15 protein-coding genes are annotated in these 22,134 nt (G+C 68.0%); 5 read left to right on the top strand and 10 right to left on the bottom strand.

Annotated elements, in window-relative coordinates; genetic code table 11:
• Nucleotides 1–3: 3 nt before the first annotated feature.
• The 6 genes from acpS to tilS form a co-directional block, all read right to left on the bottom strand.
• Nucleotides 4–381 (bottom strand): holo-ACP synthase, encoded by a 378-nt coding sequence (acpS, locus tag F0U60_RS22935; protein WP_395823302.1) that lies wholly within the window; start codon nucleotides 379–381, stop codon nucleotides 4–6.
• 6 nt (nucleotides 382–387) lie between these two features.
• The gene (locus F0U60_RS22930; RefSeq protein ID WP_203404163.1) at nucleotides 388–1,113 is read right to left on the bottom strand and encodes a pyridoxine 5'-phosphate synthase; all 726 of its coding nucleotides are present in this window, start codon (nucleotides 1,111–1,113) and stop codon (nucleotides 388–390) included.
• 90 nt (nucleotides 1,114–1,203) lie between these two features.
• Nucleotides 1,204–2,598 (bottom strand): phosphoglucosamine mutase, encoded by a 1,395-nt coding sequence (gene glmM, locus F0U60_RS22925; protein ID WP_395823299.1) that lies wholly within the window; start codon nucleotides 2,596–2,598, stop codon nucleotides 1,204–1,206.
• A gap of 191 nt (nucleotides 2,599–2,789) precedes the next feature.
• On the bottom strand, nucleotides 2,790–4,040 hold the full coding sequence (gene folP / locus F0U60_RS22920; protein ID WP_395823297.1) for a dihydropteroate synthase: 1,251 nt from the start codon (nucleotides 4,038–4,040) through the stop codon (nucleotides 2,790–2,792).
• Between the two features lie 91 nt (nucleotides 4,041–4,131).
• Nucleotides 4,132–6,051 (bottom strand): ATP-dependent zinc metalloprotease FtsH, encoded by a 1,920-nt coding sequence (gene ftsH, locus F0U60_RS22915; RefSeq protein ID WP_395823295.1) that lies wholly within the window; start codon nucleotides 6,049–6,051, stop codon nucleotides 4,132–4,134.
• Nucleotides 6,052–6,232: 181 nt separating this feature from the next.
• A complete protein-coding gene (gene tilS, locus F0U60_RS22910) occupies nucleotides 6,233–7,603 on the bottom strand; it encodes a tRNA lysidine(34) synthetase TilS (protein WP_395823293.1) in 1,371 nt (456 codons plus the stop codon).
• Nucleotides 7,604–8,046: 443 nt separating this feature from the next.
• Between tilS and F0U60_RS22905 the strand changes: the two genes are divergently transcribed.
• Both F0U60_RS22905 and F0U60_RS22900 read left to right on the top strand, forming a co-directional pair.
• A complete protein-coding gene (locus F0U60_RS22905) occupies nucleotides 8,047–8,259 on the top strand; it encodes a TIGR04563 family protein (RefSeq protein WP_002628981.1) in 213 nt (70 codons plus the stop codon).
• Nucleotides 8,260–8,264: 5 nt separating this feature from the next.
• A complete protein-coding gene (locus F0U60_RS22900; RefSeq protein ID WP_395823291.1) occupies nucleotides 8,265–8,492 on the top strand; it encodes a TIGR04563 family protein in 228 nt (75 codons plus the stop codon).
• A 24-nt stretch (nucleotides 8,493–8,516) separates the two neighbouring features.
• Here the strand turns inward: F0U60_RS22900 and F0U60_RS22895 are convergent, their stop codons facing one another.
• Nucleotides 8,517–9,356: a 5'-nucleotidase C-terminal domain-containing protein gene (locus tag F0U60_RS22895; RefSeq protein ID WP_395823289.1), complete on the bottom strand. Its 840-nt coding sequence runs from the start codon at nucleotides 9,354–9,356 to the stop codon at nucleotides 8,517–8,519.
• Entirely contained in the window at nucleotides 9,356–12,097 is a 2,742-nt protein-coding gene (locus F0U60_RS22890; RefSeq protein WP_395823287.1) for a TonB-dependent receptor domain-containing protein, read from the bottom strand. The genes F0U60_RS22895 and F0U60_RS22890 overlap by 1 nt, the downstream gene beginning before the upstream one ends.
• Nucleotides 12,098–12,204: 107 nt before the next feature.
• Between F0U60_RS22890 and F0U60_RS22885 the strand changes: the two genes are divergently transcribed.
• Nucleotides 12,205–13,755, top strand: coding sequence for a ChaN family lipoprotein (locus F0U60_RS22885; protein WP_395823285.1), 1,551 nt, complete (start codon nucleotides 12,205–12,207; stop codon nucleotides 13,753–13,755).
• A gap of 6 nt (nucleotides 13,756–13,761) precedes the next feature.
• A complete protein-coding gene (locus tag F0U60_RS22880) occupies nucleotides 13,762–14,289 on the top strand; it encodes a hypothetical protein (protein ID WP_395823283.1) in 528 nt (175 codons plus the stop codon).
• Between the two features lie 54 nt (nucleotides 14,290–14,343).
• On the opposite strand, the gene F0U60_RS22875 is transcribed toward F0U60_RS22880, so the two are convergent.
• Together F0U60_RS22875 and F0U60_RS22870 are read right to left on the bottom strand one after the other, a co-directional pair.
• Entirely contained in the window at nucleotides 14,344–15,336 is a 993-nt protein-coding gene (locus F0U60_RS22875; protein WP_395823281.1) for a M91 family zinc metallopeptidase, read from the bottom strand.
• A 268-nt stretch (nucleotides 15,337–15,604) separates the two neighbouring features.
• Nucleotides 15,605–15,895 (bottom strand): hypothetical protein, encoded by a 291-nt coding sequence (locus F0U60_RS22870; RefSeq protein ID WP_395823279.1) that lies wholly within the window; start codon nucleotides 15,893–15,895, stop codon nucleotides 15,605–15,607.
• 789 nt (nucleotides 15,896–16,684) lie between these two features.
• Here F0U60_RS22870 and F0U60_RS22865 point away from each other — a divergent pair.
• Entirely contained in the window at nucleotides 16,685–22,006 is a 5,322-nt protein-coding gene (locus F0U60_RS22865) for an AAA family ATPase (protein WP_395823277.1), read from the top strand.
• Nucleotides 22,007–22,134 lie beyond the last annotated feature (128 nt).

The following is a 22,134-nucleotide window of genomic DNA, read 5'->3' as shown; positions in this document are numbered from 1 at the left end:
GACTCAGCTCCTTTCCTGGAGGACAACCGTCGCGGCGGCGACCCCCGCGTCATGGGTGAGCGCGAGGAAGGCCTCCGCGCGCCGCTTCTCCATCTCCGCGAGCGCTACACCCGAGAGGCGAAAGCGCGGCGGACCGCCCTCGCGCACCACCTCCATGTCCAGCCAGGTGATGCCCGGCGGAGCACCCAACGCCTTCACCAGGGCCTCCTTGGCGGCGAAGCGAGCCGCATAAGCACTGGCCGCGTCCGCCCTCGCGCTACACAGCGCGCGCTCGGCCTCCGTGTACACACGTGCGAGGAAGCGCTCGGCGCGCGGCCCGTCCAGGATGCGCTGGATGCGCGCCACCGAGCAGATGTCCATCCCCAGGCCGAGGATCGCCATGACGCCCTATCCCGGGTTGCGCATCAGCTCGACCATCTCCCGCACCGCCCGCTCGAAGCCCACCAGCACGGCTCGCGCGACGATGGAGTGGCCGATGTTCAGCTCGTCGATCTCCTGGATGCGCGCGATGGGCAGCACGTTGTCGTAGTTGAGCCCATGGCCCGCGGCCACGGTCATGCCCAGCCGCGCCGCCGCCTTCGCCGCGTCCACGATGCGGGCCAGCTCCCGCGCACGCTCGCGCTCGTTGCGCGCCTCGCAGTAGCGCCCGGTGTGCAGCTCGATCCGGTCCGCGTCCACCTTGTGCGACGCCCGCACCTGGTCCAGGTCCGGATCGATGAACAGCGACACGGGGATGTCCCCGTCCTTGAGGTTCTTGATGATCTTCGCGATGTGATCGCGCTGCCCGGCTACGTCGAGCCCGCCCTCGGTGGTGAGCTCCTCGCGGCGCTCGGGCACCAGCGTCACCACGTCCGGCTTGTGCTCGTAGGCGATCTTCACCATCTCCTGGGTGGCCGCCATCTCCAGGTTGAGCAGCGTCTGGACCGTCTCCCGCAGGATGCGCAGGTCACGCTCCTGAATGTGACGCCGGTCCTCCCGCAGGTGGATGGTGATCTGCCCGGCTCCGGCCAGCTCGGCGATCGCCGCCGCCGTCACGGGATCCGGATACGTGGTGCGCCGCGCCTGACGCAGCGTCGCCACGTGGTCCACATTTACACCCAGTCGCTGTCCCATCTCGGCCGCTCTCCTCGCGAGGGCATCAGACCGGAGCTTGCCTCGCTCCGGCCCGCGCGCGCCCTTCTATTCGCGGCCAGCGACCAGATGTCAACCGTTGAGCGCCTTGGAGAGCGCCTCGGCGATCTCCCGGGCGTACTGCTCGTTGCGCGCGGCGTCGATGCCCTCGATGAGGACGCGGGCCTTGGGCTCGGTGCCGGAGAAGCGCACCAGCACCCGGCCCTCCTTGCCCAGCTTCTTCTCCACGTCCTGGATGGCGCGCATCACCGTGGGCAGCTCGCCCAGCTCGCGCTTCTGCTTCACCACCACGTTGACGAGCGTCTGCGGCACCGGCTCGAAGATGGAGGCCAGCTCGCTCACCGGCTTCTGCTGGCGGCACATGACGGCCAGGAGCTGGAGCGCGGCCAGGGTGCCATCGCCCGTGGTCGTGTGGTCCAGGAAGATGAGGTGGCCGCTCTGCTCGCCACCGATGTTGTAGCCGTTCTTGCGCATCTCCTCGACGACGTAGCGGTCACCCACCTTGGTGCGGACGACCTTCACGCCCCAGCGAGACACCGCGCGCTCCAGGCCGATGTTGCTCATCACCGTGGACACGAGCGTCTTCTTCTTCAGCTCCTTGCGGGTGACGAGCTCGCCGGTGCAGATGGCCATGATGGCGTCGCCATCCACCACCTTGCCCTTCTCGTCCACGACGATGAGGCGGTCCGCGTCACCGTCCAGCGCGATGCCCACGTTCGCCCCGTGCTTCACCACCGCCCGCGCGAGGTTCTCCGGGTAGAGCGCGCCGCACTTGTTGTTGATGTTCTTGCCGTCCGGCTGCACGCCGAGCGCGATCACCTTGGCGCCCAGCTCCTCGAGCACCGCCGGAGCCGTCTTGTAGGCAGCGCCGTTGGCGCAGTCGACGACGACCGTGAGCCCCTCCAGCGTCAGCTCGCGGGGGAAGGTCGTCTTGAGAAAGACGATGTAACGGCCGCGCGCGTCCTCGAGGCGGAAGGCCCGGCCAATCTTGGTCGCGGTGGGGCGGATGGAGTCGATGGCGCCGCTGGCCACCAGCTCCTCGATCTTCGCCTCCGTCTCATCCGGCAGCTTGAAGCCGTCGCGCCAGAAGAACTTGATGCCGTTGTCCTGGTACGGGTTGTGCGAAGCGGAGATGACCGCACCCGCGTCCGCGCGCATGGAGGTGGTGAGATTCGCGATGCCCGGGGTGGGCAGAGGACCCACCAGGTCCACATCCACGCCCATGGAGATGATGCCGGCGGCGAGCGCCTGCTCCAGCATGTAGCCCGACAACCGCGTGTCCTTGCCGATGATGACGCGGTGCCGGTGAGGCCCGTTGCGGATGAGGTGCGCGAGCGCACGACCCAGCTGCATCGCGACTTCCGCCGTCATCGGGTAGACGTTGGCCACGCCCCGGACGCCGTCCGTGCCGAATAGCCGCTGAGACGCCCTCTCTTCCTTGGGGGGCATGTTCATCCTGTACGCCATAGTGTGCCGCTCCACCTTTCCAGGCCGGCTGTGAGGCCGGACCGCCAACGCCGAGGGCTTATATCCCGCCCTCCACAGCGCCCGAAGCTAGGGAGTAGAAGCTCCCTGGACAAGCTTGCGGCCAATCAAGCCACCCCTACCCCTTGGTAGGTCGGAACGCCTCATACATTGTCCCTGACGGAGAATGTCTCTCACCCTCGCACCCTCGGCGACTGGTAGAGAGACCCTCCCTCGAGCGCTTCGCGCACGGCATCGGCCACCGCGAGTGCGTCTTTCACCTCGGAAACGTCGTGTACTCGAACGAAGTCCGCGTCCCCCGCTCCGGCCATGACTGCCACCGAGCCCAGCGTCGCGGCCAGACGTTCGGTCGCCGGCTTGCCCCCCGCGAGCTTCCCCAGGAAGCCCTTGCGGCTGGTGCCCACCAACAGCGGTAGCCCCAGCACGCGCAGCTCCTCCAGCCGCCGGAGCAGGAAGAGGTTGTGCCCGAGCGTCTTGCCGAAGCCGATGCCCGGATCCACCAGCACCCGCTCGCGCGGCACGCCCGCGGCCACCGCTCGTGCCACACCTTCCTCCAGGAAGGCCAGCACCTCGTCCACCACGTCCTCGTAGCGAGGGTCCTTCTGCATCGTCTCGGGGGTGCCCTGGATGTGCATCAAGCAGCAGGCAGCCCCTGCCTCGGCCGTCACACGAGGCAGCTCGGGATCGAAGGTGAAGCCGCTGATGTCGTTGATGAGCACCGCGCCGGCCTTCAGCGCCTCGCGGGCCACTGCCGCCTTGGTGGTATCCACGGAGATGGGCACGTCCGTGCGGGCGCGCAGGCCCTGGATGACGGGGAGGATACGAGCCACCTCCTCCTCGGCGGGAACGGGAGGAGAACCCGGTCGAGTGGACTCACCGCCCACGTCCAGCACGTCCGCGCCGGCCTCGGCGAGCCGCAGCCCGTGGGCCACGGCGGCCTCCGTGCTGAAGTGACGCCCGCCATCGGAGAAGCTGTCCGGCGTCACGTTCACCACGCCCATGACATACGTGCGCGCCCCGAAGGTGAAGGTGCGCCCGCCCAGCACCAGGGGAGCCGGTGGCAGCGAGGACGCCAGCACGCGCGCCAGCGCCTCTGCGAGCCCTGCCAGCTCCGGCCGCTCCTTCGCCGCGGAGATCACACGCTCAAACTGGTCCTTGCGTCCGGAGAGCAGCCCCGTGCCGGGCCTCGTGCGCTGATCTCCCGCGACCCACGAGGGGAACTCCTCACGCCCGGGAGCCGTGGACTCCGCGAAGAGACCGGAGAGGAAGCGGCCCTGCTCGCGCTCCAGGCCCGTGAGCAGCACGTGCAGCGAGGGCAGCTTCTCCAGCAGGTACTCGCGAGCGGGCGTGGGCAGCCCCATGCGGAGGAAGGCCGGCTCGAGGTCGGCGGGGCGGTCAGCGCGGACGGGGCGGGCGCGAATCATGTCGGGACGGCTCCGGAGGAGGCAGAAAGCAGAAGGGCCCTCCCCACGTGAGTGGAGAGGGCCCGGGTTCTACACGGAAGCGCGGCTCAAGCTACGCCTTGTTCGGCTCCATGTTGGGGAGCCCCTCGAGCGCGTCGAGGATCTTCCGCTTGTCCTTCTTCTCGGTGGACTTCGTGGGCGGAGCCATGACGCGAGGAGGCGGGCGCTCGCGGGTGAGCTGACCACCCTGCAGGAGGATGTTCACGTCCTCGGCGTCCAGCGTCTCGTACTCCACCAGCGCATCGGCCACGCGCTTGAGGCCCTCGAGGTGCTCGGTCAGCAGCCGCTTACCGTTCTCGTAGCAGCTCATCACGATGCCACGCACCTCGGCGTCGATCTGCCGCGCGGTGTCCTCGGAGTAGTCCTTGGCCGAGTTGAAGTCGCGGCCCAGGAACACCTCACCGTCGCTCTTGCCGAAGGCCAGGGGCCCCAGCTTGTCGCTCATGCCCCAGCGGCACACCATGGCGCGCGCCGTCTCGGTGGCGCGCTCGATGTCGTTGGACGCACCCGAGCTCATCTCGTTGAAGATCAGCTCCTCGGCGATGCGGCCACCCATGGCCATGGTGATCTGATCGAGGATCTGCTTCTTGTAACCGTTGACCTTGTCCTCGGTGGGCAGGCTCCAGGTGAGACCCAGGGCCTGACCGCGCGGGATGATGGTGACCTTGTGGAGGGGATCGCAGCCCGGCAGCAGCTTGGCGATGAGAGCGTGGCCGGCCTCGTGGACGGCGGTGTTCCGCTTCTCCTTCTCGGTCATGATCATGGACTTGCGCTCGGGGCCCATGAAGACCTTGTCCTTGGCCTGCTCGAAGTCGCTGAGGTCCACGCGCTCCTTGTTCTGGCGGGCGGCCATCAGCGCCGACTCGTTGACCAGGTTCTCCAGGTCCGCGCCCGTCATGCCCGGGGTACCGCGGGCGATGACCTCGAGGTCCACTTCCGGAGCCAGCGGCACGCGGCGGGTGTGCACCTTGAGCACGCCCAGGCGGCCCTTCAGGTCAGGACGCGGCACCACGATGCGCCGGTCGAAGCGGCCCGGGCGCTGGAGCGCGGGGTCCAACACGTCCGGACGGTTGGTGGCGGCGATGAGGATGACGCCCTCGTTGGACTCGAAGCCGTCCATCTCCACCAGGAGCTGGTTGAGCGTCTGCTCGCGCTCGTCGTGACCACCGCCGAGGCCCGCGCCACGGTGACGGCCCACGGCGTCGATCTCGTCGATGAAGATGATGCAGGGGGCGTTCTTCTTGCCCTGCTCGAACAGGTCGCGCACGCGGCTGGCGCCCACGCCCACGAACATCTCCACGAAGTCCGAGCCGGAGATGGAGAAGAAGGGAACCCCGGCCTCACCGGCCACCGCGCGCGCCAGCAGCGTCTTACCGGTACCCGGAGGGCCCATCATCAGCACGCCCTTGGGGATGCGGCCGCCGAGCTTGGTGAACTTCTTGGGATCCTTGAGGAACGCGACGATCTCCTCCAGCTCCTCCTTGCACTCGTCGGCGCCGGCCACGTCCGCGAACGTGACCTTGTTGTGGCTCTCATTGAGCAGCCGCGCCTTCGACTTGCCGAAGGTCATCGCCTTGCCGCTGCCACCCTGGAGCTGGCGCATGAAGAAGATGAAGAACAGGAACAGGAAGACGACCGGCATCCACTGACCGAGGATGGTCAGCCAGAGGCTGTTCTGCTCCTCCCGCTCGTACTTCACGTCCACATTGTTCTTGCGCAGTTGCTCGAGGACGGTCGCATCCGCCTCGGGGCCGGTGGTCCGGAACTTCTCATCGGTGTCGGTGAAGACACCCGAGTAGGTGTTCCCCTTGACCGAGACGGCCCGAACCTTCTTGTCCTCCACCTTGGCCAGGAATTGGGTGAAGGTCGGCTCCTGCACCTGGTCGCTGCCTGTGGAGAAGAAATTGTAGAAGGCGACGAAGAGGACGATCAGGATGACCCAAAGGCCGATGGTCTTGTAAGTCGAACGCACGTGTCAGCTGCCCTTTCGGTGCTCGGCGGTATGAGGGCACGGCCGAAAAATGCCCAGCAGTTTCGACCGTTTGTCACGACACCGGGCGTGTTGCCCGTTTATCGGACGGTATCAGCAACAGCAAAAACGCCTCAACTATTTTGGGGGTTCCATCCCCTCAGAGCCCCCGCAGTGGTCGACTCTATAACGAAGAGGTGCCGGGCGTGCTCGCGCCCGGTGGAGTGGCCCACAGGAAGAGCCGTACAGCGGACACGGCCGGCGAATTCCACACCCCTGGAATCCAGAGGAGGTTTCCCTCGGCGTCCGTCACCACCGGCAGCGCGTCCCGGAGCTCGGCGGGGATGCGCCGGTCCACCAGCACATCCTGCAGCTTGCGCGAGCCCGCGGGCCCTCTCACTCGGTCCCCAGGCCTCCGTGTCCGCACGGTGAGGGGCCAGGAGGTCCCCTCGGGGAGCGACAGCCCCAGGGTGCCCGGCGGCGGAGGCTCTGGCGCCACGGTGAAGGCCCAGCCCGTCCTCGGCTGAACCCCCGAGGCCCCCTCCCCCGCCAGAACCAGCGCCGGAGATGGTTCTCCAGCTCGTTCAGGGCGCACACAGCGCACGCGTCCTCCCGTGGTTCGGAGGAGGAGCCCCCCGCGCGCCCCTCCACCCCGGAGCGTCACGGTCCGGCCCGTCTCCACGGCACTCAGCGCCCGAGCCAAGGAGGCATCATCCACCTCCGCGCCGGCCTCGGACAGCAGGCGCGCCAACACCCGGCGTCGCAGGGGCGGCTCCAGGGCTCGCACTCCCACTGCATCCAAACTCCCGTCCGCGAGCACAAGCCGGCTCCAGGCTCCGTTCGCCAGCTCGCCCAGCAGGGCCTCATCCTCGGCAGCCAGACGGGCGAAGGTGGCCAGGCGTGGCACCACGGGGAAGCCCGCGGCCCGTGCGAGCACCGGCAGCACTTCATGCCGAATGCGCGTCCTCAGAAAGGTCGGGTCCACGTTCATGGGGTCCGTCACGAAGGGGATGCCCTGCTCGGCCAGGAAGGCCTCTACCTCCTCGCGTGTCCGCTCGATGAGTGGACGAACGAGGAAGGGCCGGGCCCGATGGATGCCCGCTGCGCCTCGCAGTGCAGTCCCACGCACCAGCCGCATGAGGAGCGTCTCCGCCTGGTCCGAGGCCGTATGCGCCGTGGCCACCACCTGAAGGCCGCGCTCGCGCCGCAACGCCTCCAGCTCCGCGTAGCGGGCCTCGCGTGCCCGGGCCTCGATTCCGGAGCCCGGGGCCAGGTGCAAGGCTCGCACGTGACAGGGCAACCCCCAGCGAGCCGCTAGCCGAGCGACTGCCTCCACCTCATGCCGAGCCTCGGGCCTCAAGCCATGGTCGAGGGTGGCCACCTCCACTCTCAGTGAGAGCGCCTCACGCACTCGCGCAGTCCCCACGAGCAGCGCGGTCGAATCCGCTCCTCCAGAGACGGCCAGCAGGACGGAGCCGCCCACCAGTCCGAAGTGGCGGTACGCCGCCTCCAGGGTCGTCGAAAACAGGACGCTCGCGTCTTCTGTGGGGGGCATTGAACAGGGAAAGGAATCAGAATCGGGTGAGTCCGGTTACACCGGATGCGGCCGGTTGAAGGGGCCGACGACGATTCTTATGATCGTCATGAAGGTCGCGAGGGTCGGGTTGGTCGGGGAAAAATGGGGGAAATGGTCGCGCGACACAGGATGTTTTGAACGTGGATTTTCGACGGAGTTGGGCCTAGGGGTCCCCCCCCTCCCCCTCTGGGCCCACGGGGCCGCCGGGATATGTCCTGGCGGTCCTTCTTTCCGGAACGCCCCGGGTCCTTTTTGGCAAGGACCCGGGGCGTTCCCTTTTGCGGGTTTTTTTCGCGGACGGCGCATGCACGGCTGCATACGGTACGGGAGCACGCCGAAACCGTTGACCCGTCAGGGCGTCTGTCGGATAACCGCCCCGGTGTGTTCAGGTCGTCACCTCGTATCCGCTGCGGAGATCCAGGATGGCAGGCACCGACAAGCGTAAGCAGTCCCTCTACTTCCCCGAGGAGATGCTGAAGGAGATCCAGGAGGAGGCCAACCGCCAGGATCGCTCCCTCTCGTGGGTCGTGCAGCAGGCCTGGAAGATCGCTCGTGACCGAATCAAGTCGTTCCCTGCGGTGAACGACGTGACGGGTGACGAGCGACAGGACCCCCGTGAAGAAGGGAGGTCCTGAGCTTCATGGCCGCCACTGATCATCGAAAGCAATCCCTCTACTTCCCCGAGGACATGCTGGATGAAATCCAGCGTGAGGCGACGCGGCAGGATCGCTCGCTCTCGTGGATCGTTCAGCAGGCGTGGAAGGTGGCCCGCGCCGAGCTGCGCAAGATGCCGTCACCCAACGACGTCTTCGGCCCCACGCCCACCCAGCCCAGCGGGCCGGAAGGGTCGGACGGGTCGCAGTCCTGATGAACGTGCCCCCCGCTGTCGGCCCTACTGCACCACGGGCCGACCGGGCCGGGCACAGTGGTTGAAGATGACGCGGCCAGCCTCCTTCAGGGCCTGATTCTCGGTCGGGTGTTTCGCCCGCATATAGGCCTCGGTGAGGTTGGCGTCTGTGGCCTTGCCCTCGGCCGACGTCGCCGTGACGGGGTTGCGAGACAGGTCCGTGGCCGCGTCCTTGAAGATGGCGCCGTAGCCATCCCCTCCCTGCAGAAGGAAGACGGGCATCGCCACGCGGTAGCGGATGCTCGGGTCCGCACGCGCAGGAAGCGGCACCGTGCGCTCGTTCACCTTCAGCTCCACCACACGCTGCCCCCGGGGGCGCTCGCAGTCCACGTGCACCGTGGTGCCCTCGGACACGTGCAGGAAGGCGCCGGAGGGCGAGACGATGGGCTGGCCCACCGGGGACAGCTCCGCCACCGAGAGCTCGAACATATCCACCAGCTGCTGCTCGGTGAGGTCCACCGTCACCACGGAGTTCTCGAAGAGGAGAATCTCGTGCAGCAGGCCATTCTCGAGCGGGCCCTTGGGGATGACGGTGCGGGTGACGCACAGGCCCTCGGCGCGCAGCGAGCCTCCATTGATGATGCCGAGCTCCGCGGGCGCCGGAGTGCCGTCTGAAGCATGGCGGAAGGCATCCGCGGCGAGCTGGCCGAGCGCATGGTTGTCGTGACGGGCGAAGGGCTTGTCGAGGAAGACGTCGTCGGCCAGGTAGCCGATGACGGCCTCCGGATCGTCCACCAACGGCCGGCACTGGTCGTTGTACTGGAGACAGCCGAGCCCCGGCACGAGCGCCAGAGCGAGGATAGTGGCGGTAAGCGAGCGAGACATCAGTGACGGGCCCTCAAGGTGAGGAAGGCGGAGACGCCCTCGCGCGGAACCAGGCCGGGCATGCGGTCTGGCCGAGGGGCGTCGTCGCGCATGTCGGAGTTGAAGACGTTCTGCACCACGACAGCCAGCTCGAAGTGGTCGCCAATGGGCTCGGTGCGCACCTGCGCGGTGATGAGGCTGTAGGCGGGAATCGTGTAGCGGCGGATGAGCTCCAGCACGGAGCGCGTGTTGTTGCGCCGCTCGGCCCCCGCGCGCATCACGAGATCGAAGTTGATGAAGTCCCCAATCGGCATGGACACGCCGGCGTTGAAGCGCGCCTGGGGGACATCCGTGAGGTACTTGTGGTTGGCCGGCAGCTCCTGGTCCTCGGCGCGGAAGAGGCTGGCGTTGACCCAGGCACTGGCGCGCTTGGAGGCCTCCAGGCGGGCCTCGCCCTCCACGCCGTAGACGAGCACACCCAGCTCGCGGTTGCGCACCGGGACGATGTTGCCCGAGGTGTCCACGGCCGTGATGGGGTTGGAGAAGCTCTCGAGGAAGGCGTTGGCGCGCAGACGCACACGCGCCTCACCGGAGGACTGGATGAGGTCCGCGCCGGCCTCGAGCGTGTTCACCACCGCGGGCTGCAAGTCCGCGTTCCCCTCGAAGCGCCCCTGGTTGTAGTCGGTGTTGGGGATGGTCTCCACCAGCTCCTGGAGCGTGGGCGGACGGAAGGCGCGGCCGTAGAGCAGCTTGAGGACGAGCGAGTCCGTGGCCGAGAAGACGAGCCCCACCCGCGGGTTGATGCTCGGCACCATCCGGGAGCCGATGATGACCTTGGCATCATTCACGGAGGGGAGCTGGGTGGCGTCTACGCGCACGCCGAAGGTGAGCGTGAGCGGCTCCACCACCGTCCACTGGTCCTGCGCGAAGGCACCGAACGACAGGCGCCGCGAGGCCGCGCCGTCCGCGAGCTCCAGGATGTCCACCACCCCCTCGGGCGTGGTCAGCGAGGGCCGGTGCCGGCTGTCCAGGGTGTAGTTGGTCGTGTAGCCGTAGTCGCCCAGCGTCTGCAGCTCGGCCACGGCGCCGAGCGAGAGGCGGTTGCCCTCGAACAGGGAGATGTCCGAGTCCACGCTGGCGCCGAGCGAGAGCACGGAGACGCGCGTCTGCTCGAGCAGTCCCTCGGGGAAGAGCTGATCGTCATCCGGGCCGGTGCGGAAGTTGTCCGGGCCGATCTGGAAGAGCCGGTCCGTGTTCTGCTGGTCGCCGTAGAGGCGCGCGCGCAGGCTCACCCGGTCGTTCAACTCGTGCGCGTAGGTGATGTTGCCGAGGAACACCCGCCAACCCAGGCTCGAGTCCGACCCCACGGTGTCGAAGAGACCCACCAAGGCGGAGCGCTCCTCGGAGATCATCCGCGCGGAGACGCTGAGCTGGCTCTTGGACGACAGCTCGAAGTCGAACCCCAGACCCAGGTTGAGCAGGAAGCGCTTGTCCTGGGTGTAGCCGACGGGATCCAACGCATCGCGCATCTTCTGGGCGAGCGTCTCCGCGTCGAGCGCATCCTTCTCAATGGGCTCCGAGTCCCCCTTCTGGTACCAGACGTCCGCGTCGCCGAAGAGCTTGAAGCGGCCGAAGGTGTGAGCGCCGGAGACATGGCCGTCCAGGGTCGGAGCGAGCTGGTTGCTGAGCTCGGGAAAACCGCCACCGGAGACGGCGGCGAGCAGACCCTCGGCACGCTGGGTGACGATGTTCACCACCCCCAAGAAGGCGCCGGCACCGTACAGCGCCGAGCCAGGCCCACGGATGACCTCGATGCGCTCGAGGTTCTCCACCGGCAGGTTCATCAGGGCCTTGCCGTCGAAGAAGCTGTTGAGGCGCTGGCCGTTGAGCAGGAAGAGCACCTCGGCGTCATTGCGCAGGCCGCGGATGCCAACGCGGTAGAAGCCCTGCACATCTCTGCTGATGGTGAGACCAGGCACCACGTCCAGCACGTCCGCCACCGTGCGAGCACCGAGCGTGCGGATCTGCTCGCGCCCGAAGGAGGCGGCGATGGCGGGCACCTTCTTCACCTTCTCCTCATGCCGGGTGGCGAGCGCCAGCGTGTCCTCGGCGCTGTAGAGGGCAAGATCCTCCTCCAACTGCGAGCGCTCCGGCTCGGGCTGCGCGGGCTCAGCGGACCGGGCGGACCGTGCGGGGACCTGAGGCGCTGCAACAGGCTCGCTCTCGGGAGGCACGTCGGCTGTCAGGGCCGCCATCGCCTCATCGGATTCGGAGACTTCGGACTTCCGGGCGGGCTCGGGCCTGCGCTCGGCCTTCGGGGAGGGCTCGCTCCTCCGAGCGGGCTCGGACCTGAGCGGAGTCCGAGTCGAAGGCACCTGCCCCACGATGATGACGCGGGCCGGACGCGTGGCGCTCTTGAAGAGGGGGATGCGCTCCCCACCCTGGGTGAAACCCTCCACGTAGTACTCGACACCCGGTGGGACCAGGCTCACCGCCGGAATGATGCCCCGGTAGAGGTCGCCGTACTGCAACTCCATGGTGGCTTCGGAGTACGGCTCGCCGGGCCCGCGGTAGCGCAAGACGATGCGCGTCATGCGCTGCGTCCCGGTGAGCACGCCATCGACCACGAGCGCCACGCCGGGCTCCGCCTGCGCGGGTGCGGTGTGGAGCAGGGACGACTGCTCCTGGGCATGGACAGGCAGCGCCGCGAAGAGCACGAGCGCGAAGAGGACGGATCGTGGGCTCGAAAGGACGGACTTCACAGGTAATTCCGATGGTCCCCCCAGGGGTTCGGTACGTCAAGGAACGGGGGTGAAGGGGCCGCCGAATTTTTGCCGGGGTGGCGAGCGCATGCGAGTGGTGAGCGTCCATGCGCGCGTCGCTCGCTCTCCACCTCGCCCTGTTCCGTCGCCAGAAGGCCCAGATCGCCCGGGCCATCGAGGGACAGTCGGCCGCCTTCCGAGCCTATGAGGCCCGCTACCGCCGGCGCACCTCCGAATACCGGCGGATCCTCCCCGCCTCGGCGGTGTCTCAGCAGGTGCAGGCGGCGGACGTGGTGTACGTGGGCGACTACCACACCCTGCCGCTGGCGCAGGAGACGTACCTGGAGCTGGTGGAGGGCGTGCGGGAGGCGGGCCGTCGGCTCGTGCTGGCGCTCGAGTGTGTGGAGGGTCGACACCAGTCCTTCGTGGAGGCCTACCTCGCGGGGCGCCTCTCGGAGCGCTCACTGCTCGCCCGGCTGGGACATGGCACGAGCCAGGGCACCTGGTCCGGGCTGCGCACACTGCTGGCCTACGCGAAGCGTCATCGGCTGCAGGTGGTGGGGATTGATCGGCGCGCCCAGGGCGAGCGCTCGCTGGAGCTGAGGGACGCGTACGCGGCGGAGCGGATCGCCCGAGCGGTGCGAGCAGAGGACAAACCGCGGGTGATGGTGCTGGTGGGCCAGTACCACGTGGCGCCCTGCCACCTCCCGGCGCAGGTGGAGCGTGCGCTCGGCGAGGGACACAGACTGCGCGGGCTTGTGGTGTACCAGAACGCCGAGGGCGTTTACTGGCGGCTCGCTCGCGAGGGCAAGGTGGGCATGTCGCAGGCGGTGGAACTGCCGGACGGCGCGCTGTGCCTGCTGAACGCCTCGCCGGTGGTGTGCCAGCAGAGCTTCCTGGACTACCTGGAGGCAGAGTCCGGGGACTCGCCGCTGCGGGAGCGGAGCGCGGCCGAGCGCTTCCGGGAGATGGCGAGCCTCATTGGCCGGCTGGCGGGCGTGCCGGTGGGCCGGTGGCTGGACGAGGTGGAGGTGGTGACGGCGGCGGACGAGGACGCGCTGGTTCGCATCCAACAGCGGGGCCGCTTCACCCAGGGAGAGCTGCTGCAACTGCGGCGGCACATCCTCTCCCGGGAGAGCTGCTACATCCCCCGGGCCCGGACGGCGTACCTGGCCTCGCTGTCGCTGAACCACGCGGCCGAGGAGGCGGCGCACTTCGTGCGGCACTGCGCGGTGGGAGACGCGATGGAGGCGCCACGGCGGGCCTCGGATGCCTTCTACGCGCGATGCCTGGAAGAGGCGCTGGGGTTCTTCGGCTCGAAGCTGGTGAACCCGCGGCGCGTCTGCGTGGGATCGGGCGAGTGGGCGCTGCGCTTCGCCCAGGCCCGGGGCGTGGAACGGCAGATCGCCGCGTTCGTCCTGGCGCACAAGGCAGCGGAGGTGGAGGTGCCGGACGAGGCGGTGAAGCTGCTGCCCCTGCGCAAGGACCGGCTCTTCCACGGCGTCAGCCACGCGCTGGGTTACCTGCTCGGGGACGCGCTGTACCGGGGCTTCGACGGGGACCAGGTGGACCGGGCGGAGCTCCGAGCGCTGTTCCGGGATCCGCTGGAGGATCCCCGGGCCACCTACTTCGATTGGGTCCGCCGCCTCTCCCGGTGACGACACATGAAAGCCAGAGCCTGGAATCCACTCGACTTCGATGACCCGGTGATCGCGCCGGCCCTGACGGTGCTGGAGGCACTGCAGCGGGAGAACGTCGGCGACGTGGTGCGCTACCGCATCCCAGCCGACTTCGGCCCCTACGACGAGGCGCTGGCCGATGAGATCATCGAGCTCCAGCAGCGGGTGCTCGACACATTCCGGAAGCTCGTCCCCCCGGAAGCGCACCTCGCCGTCGTGGACCCCGAGGACCATCACCCTCCCCTGCTGTTCCATCACCACGTGCGCTTCGAGGAGGGCCTGAGTCGCGAGCGGCTCTGGGGCTACAAGCACTACGTGATGCCCGCGTGGTGGGTGGGGCTGCTGCCCGATGGAGACAGCTGGTGCTTCGTCGGCCCCGGCTTCTCCTGGGAGGCGCGCTACTCCGTCTCGGGTCCCTCGGAGATCATCATCCGAGGAAGCCGCCTCATCTCCGCGCTCGACCTGCCGTCGATCCGGCTCCTCCGGCGCTTCGAGCAGATCTCGCTCCGTTGATCGTCGCCCCCAGGGCCCAGACGAGGGACGACCTGAGAGCGGAGCGGCACGCGCTCACTTCTCCAGGTGATCGAGGATGGGCTGGATCGGCGGCTGGGGATTGAGATCGAACAGCTTGGTGGTCCAGCTGCGCTGCTTGAGCAACCCCGCGTTGATGTTGTCCGCCAGCTCGTTGACGGTGGCGGGGGTCTGTCCCGAGTAGTCATTCCGCAGAGGCAGCCCGTGCTCCTGGCGGATCATGTTCTCGTTGGGCGCCCACCCGTCACGGTTGGGAGTGTGCGGAGTGGGCTTCATGCCGACGGTCTCGAACTCCTCCTGCATGTGCGAGTGGCGGCCGATGACCTTTCCGACGATGGGATCATTGTTCTGGAGGAAGGGGTCGTTCCTGCGCGGGCTGACCTGCAGGGGGCTGACGGCGAGACCATTGGCATTGCGCCAGGCGTGGACCGACTCGTGACCCAGGCTGTTGAAGCGGGCACCCGGCCGCTGCGCGTCGAACCGCTCGTCGTACTTGATGTTGCTGGGCAGCCCGGCGTTGGGGACGCCGTCGTAGCGGTACGCCTGCTGGATACTGCCGTAGGTGCCGTCGTGCCGCGGGGAGTTGGAGTTCGACATCTCCACTCGGTCGCGGCCCGAGGAGATGTCCGCCACCGTCAGCGGATTGCGCAGGGTGCCGACCTGGCCGGGGTTGACGGCCTGGGTGCGGCCGTTGAGCTCCGTCAGCAGCCGGTTGCCGTTGGGCTGGCTCATCAGCGCGCTCGTGGAGTGGCGCACGTCGCCCGTGAAGTCGGCGAACTGGTGTCCCGCTTGCCCGCTGTCCCGGCGGGTGCGGATGCCCTGCAGGTCCGGATGCACAACGCCGTAGTCGGCCGGCCTCAGGTTGTTCTTCCCGGCCTGGAGCTGCTCCGGCGTGGGCACCTGGGGGCGGGGGGGCAGGCCGCGGGGCTGCACGGGCGAGGTCGGCGCGCTCCGGGGTGCGTTCGGGGCGCGGAGATCATTTGTCCTCAGGTTGGGCAGCGAGGGCGGACGGAACGAGCGCAGCTTCATGGGGGCATCCTTGAATGTCGGTGCGAGGGGCGGGTCAGCGGGTTGCCCACATCCGAGCATGGAGTGTGCCAACCCTTCGGGACCCACGGCCCCGGGCAGGCCCCTTGGTTTTCGGGCACTTGCAGGGCCCCGCCGGTCGGCCCGCCCGTTTCGAGGGGATGACTGCGCTCACCAGATGGTGACTGCTGTCACCATGCGCGTTGAAGGGTTACCAACGCCTCCTCAGGGTGACTGCCATCCGGCACCCCGAGGAGGCGTTTGTTATTCTCTATTCCGAAATCCAGCCCGAGTCCTCGCAGGAGACCGAGCAGTACTGCTCGCACTTGGTATAGACGTTGTCATAGTAAAGGCTCGCCGGCGTCCCGCAGCCCGCGGCCTTGTATCCGAACGTCTTGCCGTCCGTGGGGCAGGTGAAGTAACCCCTGTCACCGCATACCTGAGCGTGAACCCCGCCCGTGTTGTTGTCCTCCGGCGCCTCGGTTTTCTCGGGAGCGGGACCGCAAGCAGTTCCCGCCGCAATAGAGAACATCGCCGCGAAGGCCATCATCAAATTCTTCATGTGGATTGTTATTCTCGGGTTGTGAGTGGATACATCTAATGCGTCTGCTTTCTCTGCAGGCCTGGTCTATTTCTATGAAATAGACACGCCTGCCCTCCTACGCTTGTCTTCGAAACCATGGGCTTCGAAGGGCGATATGAGTCTTATTGGGATTGGAACGACGCGCCGCTCGGGCCGAGGTGCGGGAGCGGAAGGAGTGCGAGTGATTGCGGAGCACCTGGGATTGCCCACGCCAGGGCCCTGCGGTTTCGCTCAGTATGGAATTGCGTACGCGAATGCAGAGATTGATTCGTGCAAGCGATGCACCGGGAACATCCTATGGCATTGACACTCCAAACGCTCAGGAAGCACACGTCGGCGGTGATGCACCGGTAGGTCTCGATGTCATGGCTCGACAAAGTAGCAAGAACGCAGACCACTTCGCAACAAAAAGCACGAACTCGCGCATGTTCGCACAGAAAAGGCGGACGGAACGCCGCGACAAAGGGCCGGGAGGTGGGCTCCGGTGGTCGCATCCATCTCGAAGAACATCTCCAGGGGGGCGTAGTCGCCATCAGGCGAGCCGGGGTTTTCTTTTTCCGCCGAGACCGCGAGGGGCAGCCGGGTGGAGAAGCCGCGAAGCCCCTTGGGGTACACGCCGTGCCCGGTACCACGACGAGCATGCGCCCGAGAAGCACCCACGAGTGGGAGCACTTCCACTCGCCGCGCCCCTCCTGCAACGGCATACGTTCGGGAGTGTGGCGCCCTGCTTCGCCGAGAAGCGAAACTCGCCCACGAGGGCACTTCTTCATGTTGGACATCCCAGGTTACAGAGTCCTAGGCACCCTCCGGGCAACGGGCTCGAACGTGCTGTTCCACGCGGTGCGCGAGGCCGATGGTGTCCCCGTCATCATCAAGACGCCGATGGCCACCGCCCCCGGAGCCAGCGAGAACGAGCGCTACCGGCGGGAGTTCGCCATCCTGCAGCGGCTGCGGGACGTGCGGGGGGTGGCCAGGCCCTACGCCCATGAGCGCGTTCACGAGCGGCCCGTGCTTCTGCTGGAGCGGGTGCAGGGCGAGCCCCTGTCCGAGATCGCGGGCCAGCCGATGGAGGTCTCCCAGTTCTTGCGCCTGGCCCTCTCGCTGGTGTCCACCCTGGCCGAGGTCCACTGCCGCGACATCATCCACAAGGACATCAAGCCCTCCAACATCCTCCTGGAGCCGTCCGGCGAGGCGCGGCTCATCGACTTTGGCGTGGCCACGCTCCAGCGGGTGGAGCACCTGGAGGCGGCGCCCGCGCATCTCATCGAGGGCACGCTGGCGTACATGTCGCCCGAGCAGACCGGGCGGATGAACCGCGTGGTGGACTACCGCACGGACTTCTACTCGCTGGGCGTCACCTTCTACGAGCTGCTCACGGGGCGCAGGCCCTTTCAGGCCAAGGACGCGCTCGAGTGGTTCCACGCCCACATGGCGCAGCGCCCAAAGCCACCCCACGAGCTGAATCCCCAGGTGCCGCCGGCCTTGTCCGCGCTCGTGATGAAGCTGCTGGCCAAGGTGGCCGAGGAGCGCTACCAGAGCGCCGAGGGCTTGAAGGCCGACCTGGAGCGCTGCCGAGAGGCGCTCGGCCAGGGCGTGCGGGAGGTCTTCCCCCTGGGGACCCAGGACACGCCCCAGCGCTTCCAACTGCCGCAACGGCTCTATGGGCGTGAGGCGCAGGTGGCCTCCCTGCTCGAGGGCTTCGAGCGCGTGACGCGCACGGGCCGGCCGGAGCTGCTGCTGCTCAGCGGCTACGCGGGCATCGGCAAATCCGCGGTGGTGCACGAGTTGTACAAGCCGGTGGTGCGCCGGCGCGGGTTCTTCCTGAGCGGCAAGTTCGACCAGTTCCAGCGGGACATTCCCTACGCCACCCTGGCCCAGCTCCTGCGCGGGCTGGTGCAGCAACTGCTCGCCAGGAGCGAGGAGGAAGTCGCCCGGTGGCGTGAGCAGGTGAATCGAGCTTGGGACGGCCAGGGCCAGGTGCTCGTGGACCTGGTGCCCCAACTGGAAGTACTCGTGGGCCGGCAACCCAGGCCCCAGGCGCTGCCCGCCAGCGAGGGGCAGCTGCGCTTCTTCCGGGTGGTGCGCCAGTTCGTGTCGGTGTTCTCCACAAAGGAGCAGCCGGCGGTGGTGTTCCTGGATGACTTGCAGTGGGCGGACCCCTCCAGTCTGCGGCTGCTCGAGCAGATGGTGTCCCATCCGGAGAGTCCCCCGGTGTTGTGGCTCGGCGCCTACCGAGACAACGAGGTGGGCCCCACGCACCCACTGATGGCGGTATGGGAGAAGGCGAGCGAGGCGGGAACGCGCCTCACGGACATCCGGCTGGAGCCGCTGCGCGTGGAGCACGTGGAGCAGTTGGTGGGCGAGACGCTCCCGGGAGCGGGCCCGGAGGAGGTCGCCCCCCTGGCGGTGCTGGTGCACGAGAAGACGGGAGGCAACCCCTTCTTCCTGCTGCAACTGCTGGTGACGCTCCATCAGGAGGGTCTGCTCGTGCGCCTGCCCAAAGGAGGCTGGCGGTGGGATGCCGAAGGGGTGCGCGCCCGGGACTACTCGGAGAACATCATCGACTTCATGGTGGGCAAGCTGCGCCAGCTGCCCCCGGACACCCAGCACCTGCTGCGGCTGGCGGCGTGCGCGGGCGCCATCTTCTCGCTCCAGATGTTGGGCACCCTCTCGGGACTCTCCGAGGTGGAGAAGGTGGAGCAGGGTCTCGAGCCCGCGCTGCGTGAAGGCCTGCTGGGGCGCGTCGGAGCGGAGACGTACCGCTTCCTGCATGACCGCATCCAGCAGGCGGCCCATTCGCTCAGCTCCGAGGCGCAGCGCCAGGAGGTACACCTGCGCATCGGTCGCCTGCTGCTCCAGAGCCTGTCCCCGGAACAGGTGCGCGAGTCCCTCTTCGAGGTGGTGAGCCAGCTCAACGCCGGGGTGGCGCTCATGGAAGCGCCCACCGAGCGCCACCACCTCGCGCGGCTCAACGCCGAGGCGGGGAAAAAGGCCCAGGCCGCGCTCGCGCTGCGCCCCGCCCTCACCTACTTCGCGACGGCCTTCGCGCTCATTCCCGCGGACCCCTGGGAGACGGACCACGCCCTGGCCTTCCAGGTGCGGCTGGCCCAGGCGCACACGGAACTCATGAGCGGCTCGCCCTCCGAGGCCCAGCGCCAACTCGAGGAGCTGCGCCCCCGGACACGCACCCGCGCGGACACCGTGGCCCTCTACCTGCTGACCCAGGACATCCACTTCGCCACGGGTGCGTTCCTGGAGGGCATGAGCTGCCTCCGGGAGTGCCTGGAGCTGCTGGGCATGCCCGTCCCGCGGCAACCCACCTGGGAGGACGCCGTGGCCGCCCATGAGGAGGCCTGGGCCCTGTTGGGGCAGCGTCCCATCGAGAGCCTCCTCGAGTTGCCCCTCATGACCGACCCGGACATGAAGATGGCCGTCGTCGCCCTCTTCAAGCTCTTCCCCGGCGCCTACTCCTCCGACCCAAACCTGCTCATCATCATCCTAAGCCGGATTGTCTCCCTCACCCTGCGCCACGGCGTCGTGGACGCCGCCGTGCCCGGGTTCACCTGGTTCGGCGTCATCACCGGCTCGTTCTTCAAGCGCTACCGGGAAGGCTTTGCCTTCGCACAGCTCGCCCTCGCATTCGTCGAGCGCTACCATCTGTCCACCTACCGAGGGGATGTGCTGCTCGGCATGCAGTTCAGCAGCTACTGGGTCCAGCCCATCCCCCGCGCGCAGGAACTGCTCCTCAACGGCCTGCGGTATGCGCTTCAAGTGGGCGACATCGCGCCCGCCACCTATTGCAGCGTCTATCTCGTCACCAACCGCCTGGCCATGGGGCACTCCCTGGACGAAGTCCACCAGGAGTCGCTCGTGCGCGACGAGTTCCTGCGCAAGGCGGGCTTCGTGGATCCCCAGGAGGCGCTCCTCGTGAGTCAGCGCTACGTGCAACAGCTGCGTGGCCACTCCCTGTCGTTCTCCACCCTGAGCGGGGAGGGCTTCGACGAACGGGCCTGCGAGGCGCGGATGACGCCCGATCGGCTCGGCGGCACGCGCTGCCATTACTGGATCCACAAGATGCAGTCGCGCTTCATGTGCGGCGCCTATGCGGAAGCCCGAGAAGCGGCGGACAAGACGGCCGAGTTGTTGTGGTCCTGCTTCGGCACCCTCAATGCCCGCGAAGGCCACTTCTACCGCGCCCTGACCCTGGCCGCGTGCTTCGAGGAGGCCACGCCCGAGCAGCAGCGGGAGTGGCTCGTCGCCATCGAGCATCACCACCAACAGCTCGCCGAATGGGCGGCGCTGTGCCCCGAGAACTTTCGCGCGCTCGAGCGGCTCGTCTTCGCGGAGCGGGCCCGGCTCCTGGGGCGCTCGGAGGACGCGACACGGGCCTACGAGCAGGCCATCCGCTCGGCCCGGGAGAACGGAGCCACCCAGTACCTGGGACTGGCCAGTGAGCTCGCGGCGAAGTTCTGGCGCACGCGCGAGGCGCCCATCGTCGCTCATGCCTTCGCGCGCGAAGCCCGGGCGGCCTACCAGCGGTGGGGAGCGCGGGCCAAGGTCCAGCACCTGGAGTCCCTGTGGCCAGAGCTCGCGTCCACCCAGTCTCCCCAGAACACGCTGACCACCAGCAGCACGGACTCCACCCACATCGACGCGCTCACGGTGGTCAAGGCGCAGCAGGCCGTCTCGGGTGAGATCGAGCTGGAGCGCCTGGTGACGGCACTGATGCGGGCGGCGATGGAGAACGCGGGCGCGCAGCGAGGCGCCCTGCTGCTGCCCGACGGGGACGCGTTCTCGGTGGCGGCCCTCTTCCAGCTCTCGCCGGAGGGCGCCCTGGTGGCCTCGGACGAGGCAGGCCACCACGAGCTGCCGTGGACACTCCTCGCCTATGTCCGGCGCACGCGGGAACACGTGCTCATCGGCGATGCCTCCCAGCCCCATGCGTTCTCCGCCGATGCCTGGCTGGCGCGCGGCGGAGCCCGCTCGGTGTTGTGCCTGCCCCTGATGAGGCAGGAGCAATTCTCCGGGGCCCTGTACCTGGAGAACGACCTGGCCACCAACGCCTTCAGCCCGGCGCGCCTGGCGCTGCTGGGACACCTCGCCTCCCAGGCGGCCATCTCCATCGAGAACGCGCGGCTGTACGCGGACGTGCAGCGCGCCCGGACGGAGCTGCGCCGGGCCAACGACGAGCTGGAGCGGCGGGTGGAGGAGCGCACGCGCGAGCTCAAACAGGCCCAGGCGCGCCTGGTGGACACCGCGCGCGAGGTGGGCATGGCGGAGGTGGCCTCCAACGTGCTGCACAACGTGGGCAATGTGCTCACCAGCGCCGTCGTCAACATGGAGATGATGAGCAAGGCCGTGGGCGCCCTGCGCGTGGGCCGGGTGAGGCAGACCGGAGCCCTGCTGCTGGAGCATCGGGAGACCTTGGCGGACTTCCTGACGAAGGATCCGCGGGGCGGCCAGCTGCCAGAATACCTGGTGGCGCTCGGCGACGAGCTGATGCGCGAGCAGACGCACCTGCTGGAGGACATGGCGGTGATGAATCGGCACATCGAGCACATCCGCGCCATCGTCCAGGTGCAGCAGACGTATGCGCGCAACGCGCTGATGACGGAGGAGTGCGAGCTGTCCCAGCTCGTCGACGACGCGCTGCGCATCCAGATGGCGTCGCTGCGACGTCACGGCGTCACCGTCCACCGGGAGCTGTCGGAGGTGCCCCCGGTGAAGGTGGACAAGCACAAGGTGCTGCAAATCCTCATCAACCTGCTGAGCAACGCCAAGCACGCGCTGGACGAAGTGCCCGAGGGCCGGCGCAACCTCTGGGTGAGGCTGACGGCGGTGGGGAACGTGGCGCGCATCCAGGTAGCGGATGATGGGGTAGGCATCGCGCCGGAGCAGATGGACAGCCTGTTCGTCTACGGCTTCACCACGCGCAAGGACGGCCACGGCTTCGGGCTGCACTCGAGCGCACTGGTGGCGCAGATGCTCAAGGGTCGCCTCACCCTGGAGAGCGAGGGCCTCGGCCAGGGAGCCGTGGCCACGCTGGAGCTTCCGCTCACCTCCGAAGGGAGTCCCCGCGCGTCATCGTGAGCAGCGCGGCCTTCCAGGAAGCGCTCCCTGCCCTAAGTCCTGGAACTTACGAGGGTTTTGTAGGATGACCGGTGGCGGCGATCGATTTTTTTGGGGGGCGTGTCGATCCGTGCCGGGCTCGTTCGTCG

Source organism: Archangium minus (assembly GCF_044360475.1).
GTDB lineage: Bacteria > Myxococcota > Myxococcia > Myxococcales > Myxococcaceae > Archangium > Archangium minus.
Note: the sequence above shows the minus strand (reverse complement) of the source record. Positions and strands in the feature narration are given on the sequence as shown.

What these genes read in the sequence shown, in the direction of transcription:
- acpS (WP_395823302.1), bottom strand. Translation starts at nt 381, where the DNA reads ATGGCGATCCTCGGCCTGGGGATGGACATCTGCTCGGTGGCGCGCATC.
- F0U60_RS22930 (WP_203404163.1), bottom strand. Translation starts at nt 1,113, where the DNA reads ATGGGACAGCGACTGGGTGTAAATGTGGACCACGTGGCGACGCTGCGT.
- glmM (WP_395823299.1), bottom strand. Translation starts at nt 2,598, where the DNA reads ATGGCGTACAGGATGAACATGCCCCCCAAGGAAGAGAGGGCGTCTCAG.
- folP (WP_395823297.1), bottom strand. Translation starts at nt 4,040, where the DNA reads ATGATTCGCGCCCGCCCCGTCCGCGCTGACCGCCCCGCCGACCTCGAG.
- tilS (WP_395823293.1), bottom strand. Translation starts at nt 7,603, where the DNA reads ATGCCCCCCACAGAAGACGCGAGCGTCCTGTTTTCGACGACCCTGGAG.
- F0U60_RS22905 (WP_002628981.1), top strand. Translation starts at nt 8,047, where the DNA reads ATGGCAGGCACCGACAAGCGTAAGCAGTCCCTCTACTTCCCCGAGGAG.
- F0U60_RS22900 (WP_395823291.1), top strand. Translation starts at nt 8,265, where the DNA reads ATGGCCGCCACTGATCATCGAAAGCAATCCCTCTACTTCCCCGAGGAC.
- F0U60_RS22895 (WP_395823289.1), bottom strand. Translation starts at nt 9,356, where the DNA reads ATGTCTCGCTCGCTTACCGCCACTATCCTCGCTCTGGCGCTCGTGCCG.
- F0U60_RS22885 (WP_395823285.1), top strand. Translation starts at nt 12,205, where the DNA reads ATGCGCGCGTCGCTCGCTCTCCACCTCGCCCTGTTCCGTCGCCAGAAG.
- F0U60_RS22880 (WP_395823283.1), top strand. Translation starts at nt 13,762, where the DNA reads ATGAAAGCCAGAGCCTGGAATCCACTCGACTTCGATGACCCGGTGATC.
- F0U60_RS22875 (WP_395823281.1), bottom strand. Translation starts at nt 15,336, where the DNA reads ATGAAGCTGCGCTCGTTCCGTCCGCCCTCGCTGCCCAACCTGAGGACA.
- F0U60_RS22870 (WP_395823279.1), bottom strand. Translation starts at nt 15,895, where the DNA reads ATGAAGAATTTGATGATGGCCTTCGCGGCGATGTTCTCTATTGCGGCG.
- F0U60_RS22865 (WP_395823277.1), top strand. Translation starts at nt 16,685, where the DNA reads ATGTTGGACATCCCAGGTTACAGAGTCCTAGGCACCCTCCGGGCAACG.